The 16753-nt window shown below is 64.9% G+C and carries 14 protein-coding genes and 1 tRNA gene; 13 read left to right on the top strand and 2 right to left on the bottom strand.

Annotated elements, in window-relative coordinates; translation table 11 throughout:
* The first annotated feature begins 1 nt into the window (after position 1).
* Both AC097R_RS05310 and AC097R_RS05305 read left to right on the top strand, forming a co-directional pair.
* Positions 2-1768 carry a sensor domain-containing diguanylate cyclase gene (locus AC097R_RS05310; protein ID WP_479596560.1) on the top strand — a complete coding sequence of 589 codons (1767 nt, stop codon included), beginning with the start codon at positions 2-4 and terminating at the stop codon, positions 1766-1768.
* On the top strand, positions 1765-3573 hold the full coding sequence (locus tag AC097R_RS05305) for a sensor domain-containing diguanylate cyclase (protein ID WP_479596559.1): 1809 nt from the start codon (positions 1765-1767) through the stop codon (positions 3571-3573). The genes AC097R_RS05310 and AC097R_RS05305 overlap by 4 nt, the downstream gene beginning before the upstream one ends.
* Here the strand turns inward: AC097R_RS05305 and AC097R_RS05300 are convergent.
* The gene (locus AC097R_RS05300; RefSeq protein WP_479596558.1) at positions 3570-4481 is read right to left on the bottom strand and encodes an MOSC domain-containing protein; all 912 of its coding nucleotides are present in this window, start codon (positions 4479-4481) and stop codon (positions 3570-3572) included. The genes AC097R_RS05305 and AC097R_RS05300 overlap by 4 nt on opposite strands.
* 19 nt (positions 4482-4500) lie before the next feature.
* Between AC097R_RS05300 and AC097R_RS05295 the strand changes: the two genes are divergently transcribed.
* The 3 genes from AC097R_RS05295 to AC097R_RS05285 all read left to right on the top strand — a co-directional run bounded on the left by AC097R_RS05295 (position 4501) and on the right by AC097R_RS05285 (position 8343).
* A complete protein-coding gene (locus AC097R_RS05295; RefSeq protein ID WP_479596557.1) occupies positions 4501-5625 on the top strand; it encodes an FAD-dependent monooxygenase in 1125 nt (374 codons plus the stop codon).
* A gap of 39 nt (positions 5626-5664) precedes the next feature.
* On the top strand, positions 5665-6396 hold the full coding sequence (locus AC097R_RS05290) for a DsbC family protein (protein ID WP_479596556.1): 732 nt from the start codon (positions 5665-5667) through the stop codon (positions 6394-6396).
* Between the two features lie 99 nt (positions 6397-6495).
* Positions 6496-8343 carry a M61 family metallopeptidase gene (locus AC097R_RS05285; RefSeq protein ID WP_479596555.1) on the top strand — a complete coding sequence of 616 codons (1848 nt, stop codon included), beginning with the start codon at positions 6496-6498 and terminating at the stop codon, positions 8341-8343.
* On the opposite strand, the gene AC097R_RS05280 is transcribed toward AC097R_RS05285, so the two are convergent.
* Positions 8340-9158 carry an enoyl-CoA hydratase-related protein gene (locus AC097R_RS05280; protein WP_479596554.1) on the bottom strand — a complete coding sequence of 273 codons (819 nt, stop codon included), beginning with the start codon at positions 9156-9158 and terminating at the stop codon, positions 8340-8342. The genes AC097R_RS05285 and AC097R_RS05280 overlap by 4 nt on opposite strands.
* Positions 9159-9211: 53 nt before the next feature.
* Between AC097R_RS05280 and AC097R_RS05275 the strand changes: the two genes are divergently transcribed.
* The 8 genes from AC097R_RS05275 (at position 9212) to miaB (ending at position 16708) form a co-directional block, all read left to right on the top strand.
* Entirely contained in the window at positions 9212-9991 is a 780-nt protein-coding gene (locus AC097R_RS05275; protein WP_479596553.1) for an enoyl-CoA hydratase, read from the top strand.
* 25 nt (positions 9992-10016) lie between these two features.
* Positions 10017-10093 (top strand) — tRNA-Met (locus AC097R_RS05270).
* Positions 10094-10242: 149 nt separating this feature from the next.
* On the top strand, positions 10243-11817 hold the full coding sequence (locus AC097R_RS05265) for a cryptochrome/deoxyribodipyrimidine photo-lyase family protein (RefSeq protein WP_479596552.1): 1575 nt from the start codon (positions 10243-10245) through the stop codon (positions 11815-11817).
* 17 nt (positions 11818-11834) lie between these two features.
* A complete protein-coding gene (locus tag AC097R_RS05260; RefSeq protein ID WP_479596551.1) occupies positions 11835-11999 on the top strand; it encodes a DUF2256 domain-containing protein in 165 nt (54 codons plus the stop codon).
* Complete coding sequence (locus AC097R_RS05255; RefSeq protein WP_479596550.1) at positions 11996-13585, top strand: cryptochrome/photolyase family protein; 1590 nt, start codon at positions 11996-11998, stop codon at positions 13583-13585. The genes AC097R_RS05260 and AC097R_RS05255 overlap by 4 nt, the downstream gene beginning before the upstream one ends.
* Entirely contained in the window at positions 13582-14481 is a 900-nt protein-coding gene (locus AC097R_RS05250; RefSeq protein WP_479596549.1) for an FAD-binding domain-containing protein, read from the top strand. The genes AC097R_RS05255 and AC097R_RS05250 overlap by 4 nt, the downstream gene beginning before the upstream one ends.
* Before the next feature lie 397 nt (positions 14482-14878).
* A complete protein-coding gene (locus AC097R_RS05245) occupies positions 14879-15271 on the top strand; it encodes a hypothetical protein (RefSeq protein ID WP_479596548.1) in 393 nt (130 codons plus the stop codon).
* Between the two features lie 96 nt (positions 15272-15367).
* Positions 15368-16708 (top strand): tRNA (N6-isopentenyl adenosine(37)-C2)-methylthiotransferase MiaB, encoded by a 1341-nt coding sequence (gene miaB, locus AC097R_RS05240; protein WP_479596547.1) that lies wholly within the window; start codon positions 15368-15370, stop codon positions 16706-16708.
* The last annotated feature ends 45 nt before the right edge of the window (positions 16709-16753 follow it).

Genomic DNA, 16753 nt, shown 5'->3' with positions numbered 1-16753 from the left:
TATGCCATACCTGCTTTCGCGCCCGCTGCTGGCCCTGGCACTATGGCTCGCCACCACTCTGACACCAGGCTGGGCGGCCACAACGACCAGCATGGACGCCCTGGTTCTGGGCAATGGCAATACCCAGTTCGAACTCGATGAACCGGTGCCCACCTGGCTGGACAACGGCCAGCGCACCACGGTGCAAGAGGTGTCCCGCAACCCCAAAAACTTCGTCCCCACGCCCGCGCTGCAGCGCCATGCGCTGACTGCGAACAACAGCCTCTGGATTCACCTGCGCCTGGTGCGCGCAGCCGGCAACACCGAGCGCTGGACGCTGAACATTCCCCTGCCCTTTGTGGACCAGGTGACGCTGTACCAGCGCCGCGCCGACGACAGCTGGGCGCCCCAGTCTGCGGGCGACCAGTTGCCCCAATCCGCCTGGGCCAAGCGCGGTCTGTACCCCGAATTTGATCTGGACCTGCCCAGCGGCGTGCCGCAAGACCTGTACCTGCAGGTGCGCAACTTCAAGCACCTGAGCATCCCGTTGCGGCTGGCCACCAGCCCCGAGCGCGAGGCCCAGCGCCTGCTGGAAACCACCAGCTTGGGGCTGGTGCTGGGGACGCTGATCACCCTGGCGGCGTTGTCCACCATCCGCTACCTGGAGTACCGCAACCGCTTTGACAGGACCGCCGCGCTCTACAGCCTGCTGATTGCCGCTTCAGTGGCGCAAATCAACGGCGTGCTCAACGCGCTGCTATGGAACAACATGACCACCTGGGCCGACTACGCGAACAGCGTGATGCCGGCCCTGGCCGTGGGCGCCTCGCTGCTGTTTGTGCGGCGGCTGTATGCACTGTCCACCCACTTTCACCATTACGACAAGGCCCTGGGTTTTCTGGCCTGGACCACGCTGGGTTCGGTACTGACCTTTGTGGTGCTGGACCGCCCGCTGGCCGACCAGTTGGGTGCCGCGGTGCTGTTTGTGGCTACTACCGCCGGGCTGGGCGCCACCATTCTGAGTTGGCGCGGCGGCTCGCAGATCGGCACCTGGCTGCTGTTGGCCTATGTGCCGCAGTTTCTGGTGCTGCTGCGCCTGGTGGCCGAGGCCTTTGGCCTGGTTCCCACCTTTTGGCAGCTGCGCTACCTGATGTCCATGGGCGTGGCGCTGTCGGTGCCCACGCTGATCTACGCCCTGAGCCGCGCCACCCACGACCGCAAGGAACTGGCTCTGCGCGCCGAACAATTGCCTACGCAGGATGCATTGACTGGCCTGCTCACCGAGCAGACCTTCCAGTCCCACCTGGAGGACGCCTACCAGCGGGCGGTGGACAACCGCGAACCCACCGCGCTGGTGCTGGTGAGCGTGATCAACCTCGAGCACATACGCGCCAGCATGGGCGACCCGATTGCCGAGCAGTGCCTGCTGCGGGCGGTGATAAAGCTGCACCGCATCCTGCGCGATGTGGACCCGGCCGCGCGCATGGGCACAGACCGCTTTGCCATGCTGCTCGAGGGAGTGTCCAACCGCCAGGCGCTGACCGAACGCCTGGTCAAACTGGTGGCATCCGGGTTGGTGCCGCTGCAGGGCTTGCAGCCCGAGGTGACACTGCAATTCCAGGCGGCCTGCGTGCTGCTGCATGACAACCCGGTGCCGGCCGATCGGGTGATGCAGGACCTGTCCGAAGTGCTGGCCGGCATCTCCCCGCGCACACGCCGCCCCATCCGTTTTCTGGAACCCGTGCCGACGCTGGCCGCCCCCCTGGGCAACCTGCCCGAAACCGCATGACCCTGTTCTTCCACGCCGCTCCCGCCCTGCGGGCCTTGCTGTTGACGACCCTGCTGGGGCTGCTGGCCGCAACGCCCTCGCTGCATGCCGCCGCCCCGTCGGGGAGCGACGGCGCAGTGCTGCCATTGAGCGGCACAGACCCCACGCCACAAGTGGGCGGCACCCTGGATGTGCTGATGGAGGCCGCCCCCAGCATGGGCATCGACGCCGTGGCCCGCAAAACACGCGGCAGCTTCTCACCCGCCCCGGCCGACACCGTGTTTGCCCTGAGCGAAGGCAAGACCCTCTGGATACGCCTGCGCCTGCAGCGCGACAGCATGGCCACGCCCGACTGGACGCTGCATGTGCCCCTGCCTTACCTGGACCACGCCGCCCTGTACCAGCTGGACCGCCGCGGCAGTTGGGTCGCGCAGATCGCGGGTGACACCAACGCCGTGGAGCGCTGGACCCGTCCCTCGCTCTACCCCGACTTCAGCATCAACCTGAGTGAGCCCGGCGTGCAGGAGCTGTTCTTAGAAGTGCGCAACTTCAAACCCATCGCGCTGCCCCTGCTGCTGGCCACCACCGCCGCGCGCGACCGCCAGCACGAGGTGGAATACGTGTGGCTGGGTGTGATGATGGGCGCGCTGCTGATGCTGATTGGCGTGTGCGGCATCCACTACCTGCAGGGCCGCAGCCGGGCCGAGGGCTGGTACACCGGCTACGCCACCCTGGTACTGCTGGTGGTCAGCACCACCACCGGCCTGGCGGGCATGTGGCTGTGGCCCAGCTCGCCCATGTGGGCCAACTACGCACACATGGCGCTGCCGATCGTGGGCGTGGGTGCCACCGTGCTGTTTGTGCGCCATATGTCGTCGCTGGACGTGGGCTTTCCGCGGCTGGCGCGCGCGTTGTATGCGTTTGGCCTGTCCGGCCTGCCCCTGGCGCTGCTGTGCGCGGCCATCGACCGGCGGATGGCCGACCATTTCAATGCGGCCTACCTGGCGGGCGGCCCCATCCTGGTGGTGACCGCCACCGCACTGGCCTGGCGGCGCGGTTACGCAGTGGGCAAATGGCTGTTCATGGCCTACCTGCCGCAGGGTTTGGCCGTGCTGTTCATGGCGGCGCAGGTGTTGCATCTGGTGCCTGCCTGGTGGGAGGCCCGCAACGTGATGGTGTTTTGCATTGCGCTGGCCGTGCCGCTGCTGCAGCAGGCGCTGCACACGCGTGCCCGCGAGCGCCGCGAGGCACAGGACCGTGCCGAGGCCCTGCCCACCCAGGATGCGCTGACCGGGCTGTTGACCGCGCCGCTGTTCCTGCAGCAGGTGGAAACCGCGCTGAACCGCGCCAGGCATGACCGCGAACCGTCGGCCATCGTGTTGGTGGATGTCGTGAACTTCAAATACCTGCGCGATTCGTATGGCGATGCGGTGGCCGAGCAATGCCTGCTGCGTGCTGCCGTCAAGCTGCACCGCGTGCTGCGCGATGTGGACCCGGCGGGCCGGGTGGGCACCTCACGCTTTGGCATGGTGCTGGACGGCGTGAGCAACCGCCAGGCGCTGACCGAGCGCATGGTGCGCCTGATTGCCTCGGGGTTGATTCCGCTGCCGGGCCTCAAGCCCGAGGTCACATTGCAGTTCCATGTGGCCTGCGTACTGTTGACCGAGGTGATCCCCGACAGCCAGCGCATCCTGGACGAGCTGGGTGAGGTGCTGAAAGGCATTTCGCCGCGCACCCGCCGCCCCATCCGCTTTCTGGATCCGGCCATGACCTCACCCTCGCCGCTCAGCACGCAGATGGGCCCAGCCAGCGAACAGCCAACTTAGCCGAACGCGTACCCAGCCTGCACCGCCTGGCCCACGCGCAGCACGGTGCCCGCGCCCTGGGTGACGATGGCATTCATGCCGAAGGTGATGGCGCCGCCCACCCGCGCGTCCTGCCGGTAGGCCTGCAATGCATCGCCCACGCCGGGATGGCTTTGGGCCGTCACGGGATCGATATTGGGGATCGGGCAGCGCGCGCAGGGTTTGACGAGTTGCAGCCGGGCGGCTACGCCACCAATCGCATCCAGACACTCCAGCGGGCCCCAATGGTCTTCGTCGTGCGCGGGCAGGCCTGCCAGCACCACGTTGGGCCGAAAACGCAGCATGCCCACGGCGGGGTGGTCCATCGCCGCCAGCCGGGTGTTGAGCTCGTCCATGGAACTGTCGGTAGTCACCAGCACCGGGTAACCATCGGCAAACTGTGTACTGGCGGCCACGCCCTCGGTCCATTTGGTGCTGCACGCGCGCTGCGCCGCGGGGTCAAAGCGCACCAGGCGGTGGGCAGGCGCACCCAAGAAAGCTTGCAGCCACTGACCCACCGCAGGCCCCATGTCCAGCGCGTCCACCGTGTCGTCCCACACCTGCACGCGGGTGGCAGCACCCTCGGCCTGCAAGGGCACGGAGACTTCAGGCATGCCGGGCGCGTGCAGCACCAGGGCATCGGCACGCAGCTCGGGGCGCACCAGCGCCATGCGTGCGCATTCGCGCTGGGTCACAAACAGGCCTTCTGCGTCCACCACCATCCAGTGGCGGTCCCACTGCAGGCCGGTCTCCAGCAGCACGGCCTGGTCGACCGCCAAGCCCGCAAAAGACTTCACGGGGTAAATCATCAGTTGGGCAATCTGCCCGCTCACATCGTTGGCGTCGTCGCTCATCGGGTCGTCCTTGTGGTTCAGCGCGCCATTGTGCATGGCCTCCTACAATGGCTGCATGGCCCAAACCTATGACATTTGTATCCGCGGCGCTGGCATTGTGGGGCGCACGCTGGCCCTGCATCTGGCGGCCAAGCGCCTGCGCGTGGCGCTGTGCGCCACCCCCAACTCGGCCAGTCCCTCCGCATCCGATGTACGTGCCTACGCGCTGAACCAGCCCGCCCGCGCCCTGCTGGAAGCCGTACGCTGCTGGCCGGCAGAGGCCCTGGCCACGCCGGTGCAACGCATGGAAGTGCATGGCGACGATGGCGCTACCGTGGTGTTCGATGCTGCCGACCAGGGCGTGGCCGCGCTGAACTGGATCGTGGATGTGCCCGCGCTGGAAGCCCAGCTGGCCGAGGCCGTGCGCTACCAGCCGCTGATCGAGCTGGTCGACACGCCCGCCCCGGCCACGCTAACCGTGGTGTGCGAAGGCCGCTCTAGCCGCACGCGCGAAGAACTGGGTGTGGAATTCGCTATCACGCCCTACGGCCAAACCGCGCTGGCGGCGCGCGTGGAATGCGCCCAGGGCCACGGCCAGGTGGCACGCCAGTGGTTTCACCAGGGCGAAATCCTCGCGTTGTTGCCGCTGGGCGGTCCGGGCGGGAACTTCTGCGCCGTGGTGTGGTCAGTCAGTCCTGAGCGCGCCCACACCTTGCAAGCCCTGCCCGACATGGAATTTTCTGAAACCCTGCACGCTGCCAGCCACGGTGCGCTGGGCAGCCTGACGCTGACCAGCCCCCGCCACACCTGGCCGCTGCAGCATGCGTTGGCCAGCCGCTGGAGCGGCAGCCACGCGGGCAGCACCTGGGTGTTGGCGGGTGACGCCGCCCACAATGTGCACCCGCTGGCCGGCCAGGGCCTGAACCTGGGCCTGGGCGATGTGGCTGAGCTGGTGCGCGTGCTGGACAGCCGCCCCTATTGGCGCAGTGTGGCCGACCCCAAGTTGCTGCGCGCCTACGAGCGCGCCCGCAAGGCCGACTTCGCCCTGGTAGGCGGTGCCGGCGATGCGCTGCAGCAGCTGTTTGCCCACCCCCATGCGGCAGCCCAGGGCCTGCGCAACTGGGGCATGCACCAGTTCAACACCTTTGGCGCCGTCAAACACTGGGTGGCCCACCGCGCCATGGGCACCCGCCCGCAGTGAGCCCGCTACCCTTCGCCTCCTTTTTTTGAGTACCACCCCATGAAAAAAATCTTCACCCTGCTCGCACTGGCTTTGACGTTAGGGGGCCTGGGCAGCAATGCGCTGGCCCAGGAGGCGGCGATCCGCGAGGCCATTGCCAAGCGCATTCCCCAGCTCAAGGACATTGACGAGGTACGCAAGACCGATATTCCCGGCATCTACGAAGTGCGGGTCAATGGCACCGAGATTTACTACACCGACGCCAAGGGCGACTACCTGTTCCAGGGCAACCTGTTTGCCACCAAAGGCAAAGACCTGCGCAACCTGACCGAAGAGCGCGTCAACAAGCTCACCGCGGTGAAGTTCGACCAGTTGCCGTTCAAAGACGCGTTCACCATCGTGCGCGGCAATGGCGCGCGCAAGGTAGCGGTGTTTGAAGACCCCAACTGCGGCTACTGCAAACGCTTCGAGCGCGACCTGCAGAAGGTGGACAACGTGACCATCTACATGTTCCTCTACCCCATCCTGGGCGCCGACTCGGGCGAGAAGTCCAAGGCCATCTGGTGCGCCAAAGACAAGGGCCTGGCCTGGCAGGACTGGATGCTGCGTGAACAAGCCGCCGCCCCCGCAGCAGCGATGTGCGATGTGGCCGCGCTGGGCCGCAACGTGGAATTTGGCAAGGCCTACCGCATCAGTGGCACGCCGACGCTGATCTTCCAGGACGGTAGCCGCGTGCCCGGCGCGATTGACGCCGCCCAGGTGGAAAAACACTTGGCCGCGACCAAGGGCTGAGCCAGACATGTGCAATCCGGGGCTGCAAGCCAGCCCCTATTCACTCCTGTTTTTATAGCTGCTCGCGCAGTATCCACAAGGGCTAGCGGCCTGTTTGACATGAAAACCACCTCCCCCACCCGAAAAACCGCTGCCCCCATCCACTACCAGGTCGAGGTGCTGGACCCGAGCACCCACCTGTTCCAGGTCACGCTGACCGTGCCCACTCCCGCGGCCACGCAGATCCTGCGGCTGCCTGTATGGATTCCGGGCAGCTACCTAGTGCGCGAATTTGCCAAGCACCTGCAAAGGCTGGAATGCCGCCAGGCCGGCAAGCGCGTGACCGTGTTGCAGCAGGACAAAACCACCTGGGACGTCACCTGCACACCCGGCACACCACTGCACGTGCAGTACGAGGTGTACGCGTTTGACAACTCGGTGCGCACGGCTTGGCTGGACGCCACGCGCGGTTTCTTCAACGGCACCAGCCTGTGCCTGCAGGTGGCCGGGCAGGCCGATGGCCCGCACACGCTGGCACTGGCGGCGAGCGATGCGCTGAAAGGCTGGAGCGTGGCCACCGGGCTGGAGCCGGTGCGCGTGACCAAGGCCGGTTTTGGCCTGTACCGCGCCGACAACTACGACACCCTGGTGGACTGCCCGGTGGAGATGGGCCCCTTCTGGAGCGGCAGCTTTGTGGCCTGCGGCATTGCGCACCGCTTTGTGGTGGCCGGTGCGCCGCCCAGCTTTGACGGCGCCCAGCTGCTGGCCGACACCCAGGCCATTTGCGAGGCCGAACTGCGCTTCTGGCATGGCGATGCAGTCGGCACTGACATCAAAAAAGTGAGCGCCTCGCGCAGGAAGGACGCGGGCCAAAGCCCGATTCCGTTTACACACTACGTCTTCATACTGAATGCCGTGCACGACGGCTCCGGTGGCCTGGAGCACAAAAACTCCACCGCCCTGATTTGTAACCGCAAAGACCTGCCGCGCCTGCCCCGCGCCACGCTGGCCCCCACCACGCACAAGCAGCCCGAGGGCTACACCACCCTCTTGGGCCTGATCAGCCACGAGTACTTCCACACCTGGAACGTCAAGCGCCTGCGCCCGGCCGAGCTGGCCACGTACGACTACACCCAAGAGAACTACACGCAGCTGCTGTGGTTCTTTGAAGGCTTCACCAGCTACTACGACGACCTGCTGCTGCGCCGTGCCAAGCGCATCGACAACGCCACCTACCTCAAGCTGCTGACCAAGACCATCAACCAGGTGAACCAGACACCGGGCCGCCTGGTGCAGAGCGTGGCGCAAAGCAGCTTTGACGCCTGGGTGAAGTACTACCGCCAGGATGAAAACACCGCCAACGCCACGGTGAGCTACTACACCAAGGGCTCGCTGGTGGGCCTGTGCCTGGACCTGACGCTGCGCGCCGAAGGCAAAACCACGCTGGATGCCGTGATGCGTGGCCTGTGGGCACGCTGCGCCGGCGGCCCCATGGCCGAAGCCGACCTGCTGGCCGTACTGCAGGAACTAGGTGGCCGTTCGTTCGCCAAAGAGATTGCGCACTGGGTGCACAGCACCAAGGAACTGCCCGTGGCCGAGCTGCTGGAGCAGCACGGGGTGCAGGTGAACCGCGAGCCCGACCAAGTGGCGCAACAGCTGGGCCTGCGCGTGAAGGAAAACGGTGGCCTGTTCATCCAGCAGGTGCTTCGCGGTGGCGTGGCCGAGAAAGCCGGTTTTGCGGCGGGCGATGAGTGGCTTGCCGTACAAACCGAGGGCGAGCCCTGGCGCATGCAGGTGCTGGACGATGTGACGCTGTACACCGGCAAGGCCAAGAAGGTCAGCGCGCTGGTGTCGCGGGACAAGCGTCTGATGAACCTCTCGTTGACGCTGCCCACCCCAACCACGGCCGTACGGCTCTCTATCCGCGACGCCGTGCCCGTCGCGAAGTGGCTGGATGGCAGCGCCTAACTGCCGGTGAACTTGGGCGCGCGTTTCTCCCGGAACGCGCGCACCCCTTCCACATAGTCATCCGTGCGCCCCATGGCGCTTTGGGCGTCGCGTTCGGCGTCCAGCTGCTGGTTCAGGGTGCGGGTTGCGCCGTCACGCAGCAAATGGCGCGTGGCGACCAGCGCCTGCGTGGGCATGGCCGCTAGACGCTGGGCCATCTGCAAGGCGGCAGACACGCAGTCGTCCGCCACGTCCCAGATCAACCCCCATTCCTTGGCCTGCGCGGCCAATAGCTTGTCGCCAGTCATCGCCAGCGCCAGCGCGCGGGGCATGCCCAGGCGCTGTGGCAAAAACCAGGTGCTGCCCGCATCGGGGATCAACCCGATTTTGCTGAAGGCCTGGATAAAGCTGGCGCCGGGTGCCGCAATGGCAATGTCACAAGCCAGCGCAAAGGACATGCCGGCGCCTGCAGCCACACCATTGACGGCCGCCACCGTGGGCATGCGCAGCGCCTGCAGGCGGCGCGCCGTCGGGTTAAAGGCCTGCTCGATGCTCACCCCGGGGTCGGGCCGCCCGGCCGGATGGGCGTCTGGGCCCAACTCACCCGTGTTGAGGTCGGCCCCGGCGCAAAAGCCACGCCCTGCCCCGGTGAGCACCGCGGCGCGAATGGCTGGGTTGGCCTCGGCCCGGTCCAGTGCGGCCCACAGCGCGTGGTGCATCTCGCGGGTAAAGGCGTTGAGCGCGGCCGGACGGTTCAGCGTGAGCAGGGCCACGCCGCCGTGCTCGGCGTAGAGAACCAAAGTTTCCGGGGTGCTGGTCGTACCAGTGTCAGTCATGTGCAAACCCTCTTCGCTATAGTGCCAGGACGCAAAAATCTGGAGACCCCATCATGAGCTACGAATGCATCACCACCCGTATCGAAGGCGACAAGGTTGCCGTCATCACGCTGAATCGCCCCAAGGCGCTGAACGCACTGAACGACCAGCTCATGGACGAGCTGGGCGCTGCGCTCAAGGGCTTTGACGCCGACCCGGCCATCGGCTGCATCGTGCTCACCGGCAGCGAAAAGGCCTTTGCTGCGGGCGCAGACATCACCGTGATGGCCAAGTTCAGCTTTGCCGACGCCTACAAGGGCGACTTCATCACCCGCAACTGGGAAACCATCCGCAGCGTGCGCAAGCCGGTGATTGCTGCCGTGAGCGGCTTCGCCCTGGGCGGTGGCTGCGAGCTGGCCATGATGTGCGACTTCATCATCGCCGCCGACAACGCCAAATTCGGCCAACCCGAGATCAAGCTGGGCATCATCCCCGGTGCCGGCGGTACCCAGCGCCTGCCGCGCGCCGTGGGCAAGGCCAAGGCGATGGACCTGGCCCTGACCGGCCGCATGATGGACGCCGCCGAGGCCGAACGCGCCGGGTTGGTCAGCCGTGTGGTGCCACTGGACAAGCTGCAAGACGAAGCCTTGGGCGCCGCGCTACAGATTTGCGCTTTCTCGCAAGTGGCTACGATGGCGGCCAAAGAGGCCGTGAACCGCGCGTTTGAGGGCACGTTGGCCGATGGCATCGTGTTCGAGCGCCGCCTGTTCCACGCGCTGTTTGCCACCGCCGACCAGAAGGAAGGCATGGACGCCTTTGTGAACAAGCGCGCGGCCCACTTTACCCACCAATAATTTTTAGTCTATAATTCTGGGCTCCGGTCGTATAGCTCAGTTGGTTAGAGCGCAGCATTCATAATGCTGATGTCGGTGGTTCAAATCCACCTACGACCACCACATTGGAAACCCGCAGTGCGCAAGCCCTGCGGGTTTTTTCTTGGGGCTTCTTGCGGCAATGGCTGGTCTGGCCGCGTTGGCTGAACGCCATCTGGGGTCTTTGCCAGGGCACTTAGCGCCTCCAGGTGGCGCTTGCTAGAGTCCGCGCCATGTCTGCCTCCATTGCCCCCACCGCCAGCCGCGCACTGGTCTGGTTCAAGCGCGATTTACGGGTGCATGACCACGCACCCTTGGTAGCTGCCCTTGCGCATACCGACGCACTGGGTCTTTTTGTGGTCGAACCCGAGTGGCTGCACAGCCCGGAATGTGACGCCAGCCATGTGGACTTTGCGCTGGCGTGTTTGGCAGAGCTGCGTGGCGCCCTGGCTGCGCGGGGCTTGCCGCTGCTGGTGCGCGTGGGCTCGGCCGTTGACGTGCTGGCGCAACTGCAAAAAGAGCTCGCCTTCACACACCTGCTCAGCCATGAAGAGACCGGCCCCGGCTGGTCGTATGTGCGGGACGTACAGGTAGCGGCCTGGTGCAAGTCCGTCCACATCCCCTGGCAAGAATTCACCCAAACCGGTGTGGTGCGTCGCCTACGTAGCCGCAGTGGCTGGGCACAGCGCTGGCAGGCGCGCATGGACGCGCCTTTGCACCTGCTGGACGGCGAGTTGACCCCGGCAGTGACGCTAGACCAACCCGAGTTACCCACACTGGCCAGCTTGGGGCTGCAAGCACACCCCAAGACCTTGCAGGCCGCGGGCGAAAAGGCCGCACGGCGCATGCTCAAAAGTTTTTTGCAGGTGCGCGGCTATGACTACCGCAAAGCGCTGTCCAGCCCCTTGAGCGCCGAAGAGGGCTGCAGCCGCCTGAGCCCGCACCTGGCCTTTGGCACGCTGTCCATGCGCACGGTGCACCAGGCCACCGAGGTGGCGATTGCCAACACGCCCGATGGCGCTTTCGCGTACGCACTGCGCGGCTTTGCCGGCCGACTGCGCTGGCACTGCCACTTCATGCAAAAGCTCGAAGACGAGCCGGACATTGAATTCCAGAACTTTACGCGCGCGTGCGATGGTTTGCGCGAGGCCGAATTCAACGATGCGCACTCTGCCGCCTGGTGCGAGGGCCGCACGGGCTACCCAATGGTGGACGCCTGCATGCGCTCGCTCATCGCCACCGGTTGGCTGAACTTTCGTATGCGGGCGATGCTGGTCAGCTTTGCCAGCTACCACCTGTGGCTGCATTGGCGGCAAACGGGCATTTTTTTGGCACGCCAGTTTCTGGACTACGAGCCCGGCATCCACTGGAGCCAGATGCAAATGCAAAGCGGCACCACGGGTATCAACACGCTGCGCATGTACTCGCCCACCAAGCAGGCGCAAGACCAGGACCCGGAAGGCCTGTTCATCCGGCGCTGGGTACCAGCGTTGGCCAAAGTACCCCTGCCTTACCTGGCCGAACCCTGGAAGATGGACATCAGCGTGCAGCGCATGGCAGGCTGTGTGATCGGCGTGGACTACCCGGCACCCATCGTGAACGACAAAGTAGCGATGAAGGCTGCCAAGGACCGGATGTACGGCTTGCGCAAGACCACGCAAGCCCGTGAAGAGGCGGGGGATGTGCAGGCACGCCACGGCTCGCGCAAAAGCGGCTTACCGCAGTCGGGGCAGCGGCGTAAAACCACACCCCGGCGCAAACAGGACGCGCCCGCCCCACCCTCGCTGCAAGGCGATCTGTTTGCCTGAGCGGCACCACCACGGCTATGAAAAACGACTTCAAAGGCAATAAACAGTCCCTGCCCAGCAAGCTGTGCGCGGTGTGCGGCCGCACCATGACCTGGCGCACGGCCTGGGCCAAAAACTGGGACTCGGTGCTGTACTGCTCGGACGCCTGCCGGGCGCACAAGACGGCCAAGAAAGCCCCATGAACCGGACCAACACCCTCCTGACACCGCTGCCCGCAACGCTCAGAAATCTGGTCATTGTGCTGGGCGACCAGCTCGACCTGGAATCGTCTGCACTGCAAGATTTCGATGCCACGCAAGACGTGGTGTGGATGGCCGAGGTAGCCGAAGAGTCCACCCATGTCTGGTCGGCCAAGCAACGCATTGCGGTGTTCTTGAGTGCCATGCGCCACTTTGCACAGGACTTGCAGGTGCGCGGCCTGCCATTGGTCTACACACGCCTCGACGATGCAAACAACCTGGGCACCTTGGCCCTGCAACTAACCCAAACCATCACCCAACTGCAACCCGCGGGACTCGTTCTGACCGCGCCCGGCGATTGGCGCGTGCTGCACAGCCTGCGCACGGTGGCGGCCCAACGCAAGTTACCGCTGGACCTGCGCGATGACACGCATTTCTTCAGCACGGTGCGCGAGTTTGCAGCGCATGCCAAAGGCCGCAAGCAGCTGCGCCTGGAGTACTGGTACCGCGGGTTGCGCCAGAAGCACGGCATTCTGATGGACGGCAAAGACCCAGTGGGTGGGCAATGGAACTTTGATGCCGACAACCGCGAGTCCTTCGGCAAGGCGGGCCCGCAAAATGTGCCGCCGCCCACACGGTTCGCGCCGGACAGCATCACGCAGGACGTCATGGCGTTCGTCAATACGAAGTTCGCCAGCCACCCGGGCACGCTTGCCAGTTTTGGCTGGCCGGTCACCCGTCCCCAAGCGCTGCTGGCTTTGCAAGCCTTTATCCAACAGCGTCTGCCGCTGTTCGGTGTGTATGAAGACGCCATGTGGGCCGGCGAGGCCTGGCTTTACCACTCGCACCTGAGCTGCGCGCTCAACCTCAAGCTACTGAACCCACGCGAAGTGGTGCTGGCCGCAGAGGACGCCTACCGTGCAGGCCATGCACCACTGGCTGCGGCGGAGGGGTTCATCCGCCAAATACTAGGCTGGCGCGAATACGTGCGCGGCATTTACTGGATGCAAATGCCCGAGTATTTGGGCCTGAATGCGCTGGACGCGCAGGCTGAATTACCCGACTGGTACTGGACGGGTGACACCGATATGGCCTGCCTGAAAGATGCCATCACACAAACCCTGGCGCACGGCTACGCCCACCATATCCAGCGCCTGATGGTGACCGGGCTGTACGCGCTGCTATTGGGGGTGAAGCCCCAGGCCGTGCATGCCTGGTACCTGAGTGTGTATGTGGACGCGGTGGAATGGGTGGAGCTGCCCAACACGCTGGGCATGGGCCAGTTTGGGGACGGCGGGCTGATGGCCAGCAAGCCCTATGTCGCCAGCGGCAAATACATCCAGCGCATGAGCAACCACTGCAAGGGATGCAAGTACGACCCCGCGCTGTCCACCGGTGCTACGGCCTGCCCCTACACCACGCTGTACTGGGATTTTCTGAACCGCCACGAGGTGCTGTTGAAGAAAAATCCCCGTATGGCCATGCAACTCAAAAACCTGGGGCGACTGGATGCGGCCGCGCGCGAAGCCATCAGCCTGCAAGCTGCTGCACACCGGCAAGCGCAACGGCCTGCTTGTCAAACCGGATGAACCTTTTCGAGCCCACACGACAAGCCGCCCATGCGCGCCTGGCGGCCGTTGACCCCGGCGCCTATGCCCGCACCCGCAATGCACTGGACGGTGCGGTCACCCGCTTGTCGCCCTACCTGACCCACGGCTTGCTGACGCTGCGTGAGGTGTACGAGGCCGTCAACGCACGCCATCCCTTGGACGCCCAACACAAGTTGGTCTTTGAACTGGGCTGGCGCGCCTACTACCGGCACGCGTGGGCGCACTTGGGCGATGGCATTCACGAATCCATCCACGCCGGGCTGCTGCCCGACGACGCGTACCAACCGGAGGTGCCCGCCGACGTGCGGGAGGCCCGTACCGGCATTCCCGCGATCGACCAGGCCGTGCGGGAGCTGTATGAGACAGGCTACGTGCACAACCACGCCCGCATGTGGCTGGCCAGCTATGTGGTGCACCTGCGCAAGGTGCACTGGCATGCCGGCGCACAGTGGATGCTGGGCCACCTGCTGGATGGCGACCTGGCCAGCAACCACCTGAGCTGGCAGTGGGTAGCAGGCACGGGCAGCAGCAAGCCCTACCTGTTCAACGCCGACAACGTGGCCAAGTACGCGCCCGCGCACTGGCATAGCCCAGGCACCGCCATTGACACCAGCTACGACGCATTGGATGCGCTGGCACGCAGCGCCGCGGTCATCGACACGCACCCGGATGCAAGCCAAGCCGATGCGGGCATCGCAGAGCCAGCGTTGCATGCCAAGCCCCACGGAACACCCGTGACTTACACGGGATTTGGCTTCGTCCTGGTGCACAGGGTGGGCCGGCGATGGCCGGGCGCGATGTCTGGCTGCACCACCCGTGGTCACTCCAGGCGGACACCGGCCTTGCGCCTGCGGGCGCGCTGCACGTGGGCGTAGGATTGGATAGCTGCCGCACCGCCACACCATGGAGTGCACGCCGCTGGGACTTTGTGACACGGGGGCTACAAGTGCAGACCGCGCACCTGTGGTGGGGCAGCGCGGAGCAGATGGCAACTGCTTTACAACACGCCAAGTCCGTGTCCTGGCATCCCGACCCGCATGTGGATGCCGCATTTCAGGCCCTTCAGATGCGGATACAAACCACACTGGGGCAACCCTCGGTGGGGCCGCGTGCCCGGCCCTGCTTGTTTGACCCAGTCGATGGGAACTGCAAAAGTTTTTCTGAATGGTGGAAGCGAACCTGCCTGAATCCGCAGCACGCGGTGCCGGCCCTGCCAAGCCATGAAGCCGCGGTAAAATAACGCCTCTTCATTACAGCCTCTGGATACACACCATGAACCGCTGCGCTTCTCTTTCCGCTCTGGCCCGCGCCTGCTGCATCGCCGCCTGCATGGCGGCGGCTGCCGGGCCCGCGCTGGCCCAGACCACTGCCGTGGTCTCGGTCCGCCAATTCTCCCCCAAAGCCGTGCGCGGCACCCTGAAGGTGGTGGCGCCGCCCGAGGTGGTGATGGACGGCAAAACAGACCGGTTGTCTCCGGGCTCACGCATCCGCGGAACCAACAACATGATGCTGATGTCCGCGGCATTGGTGGGCCAGACCATGGTGGTGAACTACACGCGTGAACCCAACGGCATGATCCACGACGTGTGGGTGCTCAGCGCCGACGAGATTCGCCTGCTACCCATGCCGGCCTCAGCGCCCGCCTTGCCCGTCACCACGCAGTAAGCGCCGCCGCGCTGCTTTTAAGCCCAATCGGCCTCTAGCCCTCGCGAACATTGCGCGAGCAGCTCCTTTATTCATAGCATTTCTCCGGGGTACGCCATGTCCAAAAAAGTCTTTATCAAAACCTTCGGTTGCCAGATGAACGAGTACGACTCGGACAAGATGGCCGACGTGCTGGGCGCCGCGCAAGGCTACGAGCCCACGCAAAATGTGGACGAGGCGGACCTGATTCTGTTCAACACCTGCTCGGTGCGCGAGAAGGCGCAAGAGAAGGTGTTCTCTGACCTGGGCCGCATCAAGCACCTGAAGAAAAAAGGCGTGCAGATTGGCGTGGGCGGATGCGTGGCCAGCCAGGAAGGCGCCGAGATCATCAAGCGCGCGCCCTATGTGGACGTGGTGTTTGGCCCGCAAACCCTGCACCGCCTGCCCGAGCTGCTGAACCAGCGCGCACTGCAAAACAAGCCGCAGGTAGACATCAGCTTCCCCGAGATCGAGAAGTTCGACCACCTGCCACCGGCCAAGGTGGACGGCGCCAGCGCGTTTGTGAGCATCATGGAAGGCTGCAGCAAATATTGCAGCTACTGCGTGGTGCCTTACACCCGAGGCGAGGAAGTGAACCGCCCGTTTGAAGACGTGCTGGTGGAGATCGCCGGCCTGGCCGACCAGGGCGTGAAGGAGGTGAACCTGCTGGGCCAGAACGTCAACGCGTGGCGCCATACCATGGGCGGCACCAACGAGATGGCCGACTTTGCGACGCTGCTGGAGTACGTGTCTGATATCCCGGGCATCGAGCGCATCCGCTACACCACCAGCCACCCTAACGAATTCACCCCCAGCCTGATTGCAGCCTACGACAAGCTGCCCAAATTGGTGAGCCACCTGCACCTGCCCGTGCAGCACGGCAGCGACAAGATTCTGATGGCGATGAAGCGCGGCTACACGGCCATGGAATACAAGAGCACCATCCGCAAGTTGCGCGCCATCCGGCCTGACATGTCGATCAGCTCGGACTTTATCGTTGGCTTCCCCGGTGAGACAGACGACGACTTCGCCAAGATGATGAAGCTGATTGCCGACATCGGCTTCGACAACTCCTTCAGCTTCATCTTCAGCCCCCGCCCCGGTACGCCCGCGGCCAACTTGCATGACGAAACGCCGCACGAGGTGAAGCTGGCGCGCCTGCAGGAGCTGCAAGCCGCCATCAACGCCAACATCGCCCGCATCAGTGACCAGCGTCTGGGCACCGTGCAGCGCATTCTGGTGGAAGGTGCCTCCAAGCGCGACAACGGCGAGCTGATGGGCCGCACCGAGTGCAACCGCGTGGTGAACTTCGCTGGCCAGCCGCGCCTGGTCGGGCAATTGGTGGATGTGCGTATCACCGAAACCCGCAGCTACACCCTGCGCGGTGAGGTGCTGACGCAGGAACTGGTGGGCGCCTGAAGGCGTAACAACCCCTTACAAAACACCCAAAGGCACATAGTCCGA

It is taken from the genome of Rhodoferax sp. ZS1R25 (genome assembly GCF_056521335.1).
The sequence above is the reverse complement of the archived record's forward strand: the minus strand, read 5'-3'. Positions and strand labels throughout refer to the sequence as shown.